The organism is Streptomyces sp. NPDC050485 (assembly GCF_044458185.1).
GTDB lineage: Bacteria > Actinomycetota > Actinomycetes > Streptomycetales > Streptomycetaceae > Streptomyces.
The window spans coordinates 1-9,620 of sequence record NZ_JBITHR010000063.1 but is presented as its reverse complement, the minus strand read 5'-3'; the positions used below and the strand labels follow the sequence as shown (position 1 = coordinate 9,620).

Annotated in this window: 9 protein-coding genes and 6 pseudogenes; 5 read left to right on the top strand and 10 right to left on the bottom strand. The window is 68.7% G+C overall.

Going from position 1 to position 9,620, the window contains the following annotated elements; genetic code table 11:
• Nucleotides 1–17: 17 nt before the first annotated feature.
• The 4 genes and pseudogenes from ACIBK6_RS42090 to ACIBK6_RS42075 form a co-directional block, all read right to left on the bottom strand.
• A complete protein-coding gene (locus ACIBK6_RS42090; RefSeq protein ID WP_399058735.1) occupies nt 18–512 on the bottom strand; it encodes a recombinase family protein in 495 nt (164 codons plus the stop codon).
• Between the two features lie 32 nt (nt 513–544).
• On the bottom strand, nt 545–808 hold the full coding sequence (locus ACIBK6_RS42085) for a hypothetical protein (RefSeq protein ID WP_399058733.1): 264 nt from the start codon (nt 806–808) through the stop codon (nt 545–547).
• On the bottom strand, nt 798–1,289 hold the full coding sequence (locus tag ACIBK6_RS42080; RefSeq protein WP_399058731.1) for a helix-turn-helix domain-containing protein: 492 nt from the start codon (nt 1,287–1,289) through the stop codon (nt 798–800). Before ACIBK6_RS42080 ends, ACIBK6_RS42085 begins: the two co-directional genes overlap by 11 nt.
• 174 nt (nt 1,290–1,463) lie before the next feature.
• Nucleotides 1,464–1,715: pseudogene (locus ACIBK6_RS42075) on the bottom strand (DUF5372 family protein); the annotation flags it as partial.
• Nucleotides 1,716–1,974: 259 nt separating this feature from the next.
• Between ACIBK6_RS42075 and ACIBK6_RS42070 the strand changes: the two are divergent.
• The 3 genes and pseudogenes from ACIBK6_RS42070 to ACIBK6_RS42060 all read left to right on the top strand — a co-directional run.
• Nucleotides 1,975–2,199 carry a hypothetical protein gene (locus tag ACIBK6_RS42070; RefSeq protein WP_399058729.1) on the top strand — a complete coding sequence of 75 codons (225 nt, stop codon included), beginning with the start codon at nt 1,975–1,977 and terminating at the stop codon, nt 2,197–2,199.
• Nucleotides 2,199–2,585 carry a hypothetical protein gene (locus tag ACIBK6_RS42065; protein WP_399058727.1) on the top strand — a complete coding sequence of 129 codons (387 nt, stop codon included), beginning with the start codon at nt 2,199–2,201 and terminating at the stop codon, nt 2,583–2,585. The genes ACIBK6_RS42070 and ACIBK6_RS42065 overlap by 1 nt, the downstream gene beginning before the upstream one ends.
• A gap of 336 nt (nt 2,586–2,921) precedes the next feature.
• A pseudogene (locus tag ACIBK6_RS42060) lies at nt 2,922–3,587 on the top strand (SDR family NAD(P)-dependent oxidoreductase); the annotation flags it as partial.
• Between the two features lie 59 nt (nt 3,588–3,646).
• Here the strand turns inward: ACIBK6_RS42060 and ACIBK6_RS42055 are convergent.
• Both ACIBK6_RS42055 and ACIBK6_RS42050 read right to left on the bottom strand, forming a co-directional pair.
• Nucleotides 3,647–4,134 (bottom strand): annotated as a pseudogene (locus ACIBK6_RS42055) (Rrf2 family transcriptional regulator).
• A gap of 100 nt (nt 4,135–4,234) precedes the next feature.
• Nucleotides 4,235–4,666, bottom strand: coding sequence for a VOC family protein (locus ACIBK6_RS42050; RefSeq protein ID WP_399058725.1), 432 nt, complete (start codon nt 4,664–4,666; stop codon nt 4,235–4,237).
• 43 nt (nt 4,667–4,709) lie between these two features.
• Here ACIBK6_RS42050 and ACIBK6_RS42045 point away from each other — a divergent pair, with 43 nt between their 5' ends.
• Entirely contained in the window at nt 4,710–5,312 is a 603-nt protein-coding gene (locus ACIBK6_RS42045) for a TetR/AcrR family transcriptional regulator (protein WP_399058723.1), read from the top strand.
• Nucleotides 5,313–5,679: 367 nt separating this feature from the next.
• Here ACIBK6_RS42045 and ACIBK6_RS42040 read toward each other — a convergent pair.
• Nucleotides 5,680–6,484, bottom strand: a pseudogene (locus tag ACIBK6_RS42040) (SDR family NAD(P)-dependent oxidoreductase).
• A gap of 86 nt (nt 6,485–6,570) precedes the next feature.
• On the opposite strand from ACIBK6_RS42040, the pseudogene ACIBK6_RS42035 reads away from it, so the two are divergent.
• Nucleotides 6,571–7,420 (top strand): annotated as a pseudogene (locus ACIBK6_RS42035) (helix-turn-helix transcriptional regulator).
• A 470-nt stretch (nt 7,421–7,890) separates the two neighbouring features.
• On the opposite strand, the gene ACIBK6_RS42030 reads toward ACIBK6_RS42035, so the two are convergent.
• From ACIBK6_RS42030 to ACIBK6_RS42020, 3 genes and pseudogenes are all read right to left on the bottom strand, one after another.
• Nucleotides 7,891–8,130, bottom strand: a complete 240-nt coding sequence (locus ACIBK6_RS42030; RefSeq protein WP_399058721.1) for a hypothetical protein — start codon at nt 8,128–8,130, stop codon at nt 7,891–7,893.
• A pseudogene (locus tag ACIBK6_RS42025) lies at nt 8,079–8,599 on the bottom strand (DUF692 family multinuclear iron-containing protein). Before ACIBK6_RS42025 ends, ACIBK6_RS42030 begins: the two are co-directional and overlap by 52 nt.
• Nucleotides 8,600–8,666: 67 nt before the next feature.
• A complete protein-coding gene (locus ACIBK6_RS42020; RefSeq protein WP_399058719.1) occupies nt 8,667–9,059 on the bottom strand; it encodes a hypothetical protein in 393 nt (130 codons plus the stop codon).
• Nucleotides 9,060–9,620: the final 561 nt, after the last annotated feature.

Here is a 9,620-nt window from a genome sequence, read left to right as displayed (position 1 = left end):
CGGTCTGCCCCCAGCTTCTACCGGGCCGCTGCGACGGCCCGGCGGTGGTGGTCTTTCACCTCCACTCGGTCACACAGAACTTCGTGGCGCACGAGTCGATCATTAAAATCGCAGGGGTCGTAGAGGCCGTCCTCGTCCATGATCAGCGTGCCGGTCAGGCCGCATATCTCGAGTAACCGGTGCCAGTCGCTGTTGTTGCGCGCCAGCCGGGAGACCTCCAGACCCAGGACGATTCCGGCCCGGCCCATGCTCACCTCGGCCACCAGACGCTGGAACCCCTCCCGATCGACGGCCGACGCTCCCGACTGTCCCTGGTCGGTATCGATCACGATGATGCGATCCAGGGGCCAGCCCAGTGCAACCGCCCGGCCCTTGAGGGCGTACTGGCGCATGGTCGACTCGGTGTTGCTGAGCACCTGCTTGAGGGTCGATTGACGCACATACAGATACGCGTCCTTGGACAGTCGCTCCGCTGTCACCTTCACCGCCGGGCCGAACCTGGGGTCGTCCATCACCAACTCCTCCATCCCATCCCGTGCCCCGGTCAGGGAGCGTGCGCGAGCACCATCGACGCCCAGATGCGGACGATGTCCCGCTCCAACGGGGCGGCCAGCACCATCGGTTGGGCCGGCCCTGCCAGCCGGCGCGGCCGCGGGGCCATGGCACGGGCCATCGCGAGGAACGCCGCCATGCCCTTGGCCGTCAGCACTGCCAGGCCGCGGGCCCGACCACCCCGGGCGGCGTCCTGCCGCAGCTGCTCGTACTGATCGATGCCGTCAGCGTCATCACGCCCCGGGTCAGGATCCACTTTTGGGTTCCGTAGCGGCCCGGATCCTCTGCCTGCGGGTCAGCGCGCGCTCGACGGACCGCCGATGGATGGAGAACCCGAACACCGACTCGACCCGGGCGGCCAGGTCGGCGGATGTCGGCACCGGATCGGCCGCCACCCAGCCCTCGACCACGTCCATGACCTGATCGGTCAGCTTGCGCGGGCCCTTCGGCCCGGGCCTGCCCGCCGCCAGCGCGGCCGGACCGCCGGCGTCCAGGGCAGCGGCGACTTCGTAGAACGCCTGGCGGCAGTAGCCGAACGCCCGGGCCGCCTCGGTCACCGGAACCCTGTCGACCCGTGCTCGGCGCACCATCTCGTACTTGACCTGCACCACATCCCGTGGATCACAGAACGCGGACGCCAGGAACACCGCGTCGGTGACCTTCTCCGGGTGCGGGTTCAACGACCTGGTCGCCACCAGCGCCGCCATCTTCGGGTCTACCGCTGCCGCCGTTGCCACCGGGCCACCTCCCCGTCGGATGTCTTGTCACCACATTCGCGCCGACACCGGCCCCAGACAAGGCCGTTCAAGGGGCGCACGGAAGTGAATCCGCAGGCCAGGCGCACACGTTGGTGATTTGCTCCATGTCTCACCGCCCAATCGCGAACAGTGACGGCGTGAACTGCCCGACACTCACGGCAGCAACCCGCCGACGCTCTTGGCCTTGAGCACGTCGAGGAGATCCGCGACAGCCAGCAGGTCCTCCAGGCGGAACGGACACCGTCCGGCCGCCATCGCCACGAACGGATCGACCGGGTCGACATCGGTCCACGCCGCAGGAAGCGAGACCACCTGCCCGCTCTCCCCGCTCACCGTGACCCGGTCCATGTCCCAGGCGTGGTGGCGGTCAAGGAACGCGAACTCCCGGCCGTGCCACGGGTGGAAGGGGTGCGTGACCCGGACGAAACCAGGCCGACGTACGGGATCGGGTGCAGTTGACGACGTTGTCCACCGGGGTGATCGAAAGTGCGTGCCGGCATCTTATCGCCGACCGGCTCGGCATCTCCGGCGCCCGCAGGAGCCTGGCCGGCGCCGAAGCCGTCCTGAAACATGCGCGCCCTATTCAGTAACGGCGAACGTGTGTGTGAACAAGAGGTAAGGCGCCTCCTGGCCAAGGTATTCTAGCAATTGCTAGCATCGGGGTATGGCAGCCGACGAGAAGCAGCTGAACGTCCGAGTCCGCGCCCGCACCCACGAACTCCTCGCCGAACGCGTCCAGCGCAGAGGAGTCACGATGCAGGCCTACGTCTCCGGACTTATCGAGAGCGACGTCGACCCCGCCCGCGACGCCTTCGTCGCCGGACTCACCGACGACATGATCGACCTGCTCGGCGAGTTCGAGGAATCCTTCGACACCGGAAGCCGTTGATGTTCCTGCGGATCGACGCCCGCTGGATCGAAGACGCCCTGCAGGACTTCGAACAACGAACAGGCCGCGAGATCGGCATCGACGACTGGGGCGCGCTCGCGACCGCCGTCTACCGCCACGCCTACGAACTCCACGCAGGCGAGCCCTTCTACATCGAAGCCCCGGTCAGAGCCGCCGTCCTGCTCCAGATGTTCGTCACCACCCGGCCCCTGACCGACTACAACGGCCTCGTCGGATCAGCCCTCGCCCTGCGCTACCTCCACCAGTCCGGAGAACCCGCCAAACCCCCCGCCGGCGCCATGCCCGACCTCGTCCAGAAAGTCCGCACCGGCACCCTCACCCTCCGAGCCACAGCCGCCAGCCTGCGCTCCTGGGCCACACCCTGACCGACACCCGGAAACCGACACCTGACACCCGGCAACCATGCTGCTCAGGCGCTCCTCTGCCTGCGCCCGGCTGTCTCCGCTGCGGGTATTCGACTCCAGGGGCTGTCCCGAGTGCTGGGCGGGCGGGGCGATCGTAGGCTGGTGGTCCGGTTCTGAGCGCCCTTTTGGCGGCCGGTCTCAGCCGGCGCGGCGGTTCCTCGGTCTCGGACTCGTGTCATTTCCTCACCGGCCGGTGGCTCGGTCACAAGAGCGGGGAAGTCCCCGAGCACCAGGTCACGAGCTGCTTGACCGATGGTCGTGTGTCACGGATCCGGGACGGTGTCGGTTTCGAGGGCCGCGGCCCGCAGAGCGGCCGAGACGGTCTGGCAGGGCCCGCTGCACATCCTGGTGAACAACGCCGGCGTCATGGCCTGCCCCGAGCAGTACACCGAACAAGGATGGGAGTGGCAGTTCGCCACCAATCCCCTGGGCCACTTCGCCCTCGCCGCCGGCCTGCACGACGCGCTCGCCGCCGACGGCGCCGCCCGCATCGTCGTCGTCAGCTCCACTGGTCACCAGCAGTCGCCGGTCGTGTGGGACGACGTCCACTTCGCCTTCCGCCGCTACGACCCGTGGCTCGCCTACGGCCAGTCCAAGACCGCCAACATCCTCTTCGCCGTGGAGGCCACCCGCCGCTGGGCCGACGACAACATCACCGCCAACGCCCTGATGCCCGGAGCCATTTACACCAACCTCCAGCGCCACACCGGCGGCCGCGGCAGCGGCAAGGTCCCGGCCGAGTTCATCAAGACGGTCGAGCAGGGCGCCGCCACCTCCGTACTCCTCGCCACCTCGCCCGTGCTGGAAGGCATCGGTGGCCGCTACTTCGCCGACTGCAACGAGACCGAGACCGTCGACCGCCGCACCGGCACCCTTCACGGAGTGGCCCGTTACGCCGTCGACCCGGCGGGTGCCCGGCGCCTGTGGGCCCTCTCGGAGGAACTGCTCGCAGACGCCGGCTGACCGCCCGCCCGCTGTCCCAATGAGATTCTCCCGGATCATCCTTGACATAACCATGTTTGTTACATTTTTGGGCACGGGAAGCGCTGTGCCGCAAGCGGAGAGGTCGGCGGGCGACGCCAGGTGGCTTGCAGCAGGTCTTGCAGCACGTCCTCGAGTGTGGTCTTCGCCAGCTCCTTGCGGAGGGCGGCTTCGACCCCGTCGTAGACGGCGGCCATGTCCGGCCCGATGCCGTGGCCCACAACGCACTCGGGGTCGGGTGTGGCGCGGTGCAGGGCGAAGATCGGCCCCGGCTCCACCGCCTCGTAGATGTCGAGCAGGGTGATCGCCGACAGGTCCCGCGGCAGCATCCAGCCGGCGTCGGCGCCCTGCGTGAGTCGGTCAGTCCGGCCGTGCGCAGCTGGGCCAGCAGGCGACGGATCACCACGGGATTCGTGTTGACGCTCGTCGCGGTCTGTTCGGAGGTGGCGACTTCGTGGCCGCGGCGCTGGTACAGCCCGATCCAGGTCAGGGCGTGCGCGGCGACAGTCAGTCTGCTGTTGGCGCTCATGTCCTCACCTCGCCTCCGGCCATGAAGTAGCAGTATTGGTTACGACTGTGCCGGGCAAGCCTTGCGAGGGGAGCGGCGCCTGAGGCGCTGGCCGGTCGGGTCAAGCGCCTGGCACCTCGATCAGTTCGAGGAGATTGCCCTCCGGATCGGCGACGTAGGCGTACCGCATGCCCTGGGTCACCCCGGGGGCGGGCGGCGACACCGGGGCGGCGCCGCATTCACCGGTCAGGCGGGCGAACGCGGCGTCCAGGTCGGGGACTTGCAGAGCGAGGTGGGTGAAGGTCTGCACGGCGGTGGCGGCGAAGGGATCGGAGTATGCGGCAGGGCTCGAACCGGGCCGCTGGACGAACTCCACCCGCATGCCGTCCGCACTGCTCAGGACCACGGTGCGGACGCCCGCCTCGGGCAGCTCCAGGCGCTCGTCCACGTGCGTGAGGCCGAGAGCGCCGCCGTACCAGGCCTCCTGGGCTGCGAGGTCGGCGACCGACAGGCTGACGTGGTGGAACCGGGCGGCGGGCATGGCAGCTCCCATGGTTAATGCCTATTACCTGGTAAGTGATGTTAACCTTAGCCGCATGAGCTCTCCCGTCAAGAGGCGCCCCACCGGCCATCACCACGGGGACCTGCGCAACGCCCTGCTGCGAGCCGCCCTCGAACTGGTAACCGAGCGTGGCCCGCACGGCTTCACCCTGGCCGAGACGAGCCGCCGGGCGGGAGTGAGCGTCGCGGCGCCGTACAAGCACTTCACCGACCGCGAGACCCTGCTCGCCGAACTCGCCACACGGGGTTACCGCGAGCAGCGCAAACGCTTCGCCACAGCCATGGCCGGCAGCGAGGACCCCACGGAACAACTGGCCTTGTTCGCGGCCGCCTACGTCCGCTTCGCGGCCGAGGAACCGGCCCTCTTCGACATCACCTTCCACGCGGGCCTCGACAAGTCCCGGTTCGCCGAGCTGGCTTCGGCCGGCGACGAGGTGGCCGACCTCCTGCTGCCCCTCGCCCGCCGGCTGAGTCCGGACGATGACGACGCGTACGACCTGCTGCTCCGCGTTGCCGGTGCCGCGCACGGCCTCGCCGTATTCCTCCGCCAGGGCCTGTTCGGAGTGGGAAGCGGAGCCCTCACAGACACGGAGGAGAAAGCCGCCCGCACGGCCCGGGCGATCATGCGGCCAACGTGACGGCGCATCACCAAGCATCGCGACCCCTCCGGCAGACTGCCCCCACATCCGACACCGAGGTGCCCCTGCGGTTCTCATCGGATACAGCACGTTCTGGTGATGGTTGGAGGAGCCTGCGGGGGGCGAAGGCCCGGAGCGGGGCGGTGAGGTAATTGGCTGTCGCGTGTGCCTCCGGAATGGCTGGGGTCCGGGCACTGAGGAGTTGGGACGCGAAGGTGACTGGCTGAGGGTGGGGACAAGAGAGATGCTGGAGCGGACGCATGCGCCGTGTGCTGGGGGTTGCCGGATTTCTCTGACATGACCCGACTTCCTCGGCAGTCACACTGTTCACGCTGCGAGGGGAGGGACGCTATTACGTAGGTGCGTCTTACGCGGTGATGCCTCCGTCGACGGGCAGGATCGCTCCGGTGATGTATGAGGCGCGGTCGCTCAGCAATCAGGCGGCCGCTTCGGCGACTTCGGCGGGGTCGGCGGCACGTCGCAAGGGGGTGCGGGCGTTGAGCTGCTCGACGATGACGGGCTCCCGCATGGCCCACTGCCGCATCATGGCGGTCATGGTCGTGCCGGGAGCGATGGCGTTGATGCGGATGCCTTCCGGCCCGTATTCGGCGGCGGCGGTCTCGGTGAGGCTGTTGACCGCCCGCTTGGCGGCGGAGTAGGGCCCCAGCCCCGGATTGCCCACCAGGCTGCCAACGCTGCTGTTGTTGACGATCGCGCCAGTCCCGGACAACCGGCGCATTGGCTGGACCTCAGCCGCCACTGCCAGCCAGACGCTTTTGTAGTTGATCGAGGTGACGACGTCGAAGTCGCCTTCGGGCACATCGGCGAGGGACGCTTGGGGGAATGACGATTCCGGCGTTGTTGAAGGCGACGTCCAGCCGTTCATGGCGCTTCACTGCTGCGTCGACCGCGTTCTGGACGCTCACGGCGTCGGCCGAGCCGGTCACCACGTAGCTGGCGGTGCCGCCGGCATCGCGGATCTCCTCAGCCACGTCGCCCGGTTCGGATTCGGTCCGCGAAGCCAGTACGACCATGGCGCCTTTCCGGGCGAACAGCCGCGCCGCGACCGCGCCGATGCCTCGTCCGGCGCCGGTGATCAATGCGACCTTGTCCGCCAGGAGCCCGCAAGGAACGCGGTCCGGGCCGCTGTTCAGTGTCGTTGCATTGCTCATGCCCGCAGCCTGTGGCAGTTCCTCCGCGCCAGCCAGGCACTGCCGGTACCTGGCTGGCACGTGTGGACAGCGGGACACGGAGAGGTGTGGACAAACGTGAACTGGCGGCCTTCCTGCGCAGCAGGCGCGAACGGCTGCAGCCCTCGCACGTGGGACTACCGGCCGGACCACGACGGCGTACGCCCGGTCTGCGCGGGGAGGAGGTCGCCCAGCTCGCTCACATCTCGACGGAGTACTACACCCGCCTGGAACAGGCCCGCGGTCCGCACCCCTCGCGGCGCGTGCTGGCGGGCATCGTGCGTGCTCTGCGCCTGTCCGACGCGGAACGCGAGCATCTCTACCACCTCGCGGGTGCGCCCCCCCGGCCCGCAGCCCGGCCCGCCCCGCGAGGTGCGGCAGAGCATTCTGGACCTGATCGACCGCCTGCCACAGGCTGCTGCGATCGTGCTCGACGCGACGTACGAAGTGATCGCCTGGAACGCCCTGACCGCCGCGCTCCTGGAAGACTTCTCCACGCTGGCACTCCGCGAGCGCAATCTCATCCGGCGCCACTTCCTGCACTCCGACCCGGCACAGCGGCATTACAGCCCGTCGGCGAGGGGGTGTTCGGGTCTGTTCGCAGTCGGCCACCTGCGCGCCACAGCGGCCCGCTGCCCCGACGACCCGGGGATCCACGCTCTCGTTGACCAACTGGTGAGTGGCAGCGACGAGTTGGCTCGCCTGTGGGCCTCACATCACGTGCTCACGGCCCGCCACCTTCACAAGACGATCCACCACCCGGTGGTCGGACCGATCACACTGAACTGCGATGTCCTTGTCGTCCCGGACCAGGACCAGCACGTGGTCATCTTCACCGCCGAACCCGGCTCCCCCTCCGACCAAGCCCTGCAACTCCTGTCCGTCCTCGGCACCCAGAACATGAACATCCACACATAGGCCACTCCAGGCGTGCAGATCTTCAACTCGTGGCTTCCCGCTCGGTGGTTCGTCGTTTGACGTGAGTGGATCGGAAGGACAACGGGCGGTGCTGACAGCCAAGTTCAGGCGATTCTGCCGCACCTCGACGCGCGGCAGCCGTCCCCGTCCTTGCCTTCCTGCAGTCGAAATACTCCATTCCCCAACCGGTACTCGCCCAGGTGCACTGCGGCCAAGTACGCGTGGACGGGCGCGCAGACCCGTAGCAGCCGCAGGGGCGGCGCCGGGGCCGTGTCGTCCTCGGTGCCGGGCGGGTCCAGGACCTCGGTGAAAGCCCGCTCGAAGCGGATGAGGTCGATCAGCAGGTCGATCCACGCCTCGCGCTCCGCGCCGGGCCCGGAGTCCGGCCGCGTACGGGCCAGGTGGCCGGCGAAACCGGTGCTGAGCCCGGCCAGGGTGGGGGAGCGGGAGGGGTGCGCGTCCAGGTGGTCCTACGCGAAACCGTCGAAGATCTCCTGCCCAAGCAGGTGCACCGACCCGGGGTGCAGGGTGGGCATGCACTCCAGCAGCCGCAGCCGCAGCCGGTAGCCGTGTTGGTGGACGAGTAGCCGCTCGCGGGCCGACAGCCGACTGGACGCGGTGATCGTATGGCCGGGGTCCTCGCCCGTCGGGTGCAGGATCACCGACTGCATCCAGCGCTGCACGGCGGCCAGCGAGGTGGTGTCAGCCACGGGAGCCCCCGCCGGGGCGGCCCGCAGTCCGCCTCCTCCGCCATCCGCCCGAGGAACTCCCACTCGGCGAGCGTGGAGGCGCGGAACGCTACGTAGCTGCTGGGGTTCTCCAGGATCAGCTGGCGCTCCAGCACGTCCTGGACGACGCGCACGCGGCGCACGACGTGGTCCAGGCTCTCCTCGGTGAACGGCAGCGGCAGCAGGTCGTGGGTGTGCACGCCCAGCACGCCCGTCCAGCACACGTGGTCCGAGACCCAGGGGCCCGTACCTCGTCGGCCAGCCGCTTCAGCCGGCGCAGGTAGCCGAAGTCCAGGGGGTCCGTGCTCCCGATGGACAGCGAGACCCCGTGCAGGACGACCGGGTACCGTTCGGCGATCTCCGCCAGGGCGTGCCGTCTGCCGCCGCGGGTGTCCAGGAAGTTCTCGGAGATGATCTCGAAGAAGCCGACGTCCGGCCGGTGCCGGCGGATGTACGGGAGGTGCGGCGTCCGCAGCCCGACCCGAGGCCGAGGTGCGGCAGGCCCAGCCGTGCCTCGCTCACGGCGGCTGCGACATGTAGTCGTAGTGCGGCATCCGGTCGTCCTCGACGCCCTCGCCCGGGGCTCGGCCGAACGACTTGCCCGCCGCGTACATCCGCGCCTCGAAGAGTCGGCGAGCCTGCTTCCACACGCTCTTGCCCTTCAGCGGGCCGGCCGAGAAGACCCGGCTCTCGTTGATCGGGCTGGCACAGCTGCCGTTGTAACGGCAGTCCTGCTCGCCCGGGTGGAACTGCTCGTAGTCCGTGCCCGCGTAGCCGCAGCCGCCCTGGCCCCGGCAGGCGCCTTCGCCGTGGGCAGACGTGGAGGACGGTCGCGCAGGTGCCCATGCCCGCCATGGGGGCCTGGCCCGACGAGTCGAGCCCGGCGCAGGAGTTGAGGCCCATGCAGACATGCAGTTCCCGGGCCACTTCCTGGGGGAGCAGGTTCGGATCCGGGTCCGGGCACCTCTTGGGGCTGCGGGCGGAGTGCGTGGGGCGCTCACTCATGGTGGTCGTTCCTCTCGGCTCGAAGACGAAGGCCACCCCCTGGCAGGGCGGCCCGAGAGGACGACAGGGGGAGATCCGGCCACGACGCCCCCGGGGAAACAGAAGCGGCCACTGCCCGCTCATCCGGTCAACGTCGGCTCCTTGTCCAGGTGTTCGACGGCAACTGGCCATAGCGGAGATGGCCGGATTCCCGAAGTGCCGAAGGCTCCCGCTTCTGCGGAACGCGATCGTTCACGGAAACCCCCTTCCTGTAAGGCGTCTCTGTGATGATGGGGCCCTCCGTGTCCCAATCCAGGGAGGCCCCCGTGTCCCGAACGCCGCAGGAGATCTTCGAGAGTTACCTCTACGCCGGCTCTATTAGGACTCCGTTAGGTCTTCCTATTAGTCCTGATCGCGAGCATGTTGGGAGTGTGGACGCACATGAAGTGAACCGTGTCCGGGCGACGTTGGCGTTGTACGTGGCTGAT

Bases quoted from the DNA above. Each gene is read 5' to 3' on its own strand.
- ACIBK6_RS42090 (WP_399058735.1), bottom strand. From the start codon at position 512: ATGGACGACCCCAGGTTCGGCCCGGCGGTGAAGGTGACAGCGGAGCGA.
- ACIBK6_RS42070 (WP_399058729.1), top strand. From the start codon at position 1,975: ATGGCAGCCGACGAGAAGCAGCTGAACGTCCGAGTCCGCGCCCGCACC.
- ACIBK6_RS42065 (WP_399058727.1), top strand. From the start codon at position 2,199: ATGTTCCTGCGGATCGACGCCCGCTGGATCGAAGACGCCCTGCAGGAC.
- ACIBK6_RS42050 (WP_399058725.1), bottom strand. From the start codon at position 4,666: ATGGGAGCTGCCATGCCCGCCGCCCGGTTCCACCACGTCAGCCTGTCG.
- ACIBK6_RS42045 (WP_399058723.1), top strand. From the start codon at position 4,710: ATGAGCTCTCCCGTCAAGAGGCGCCCCACCGGCCATCACCACGGGGAC.
- ACIBK6_RS42020 (WP_399058719.1), bottom strand. From the start codon at position 9,059: ATGTCTGCATGGGCCTCAACTCCTGCGCCGGGCTCGACTCGTCGGGCC.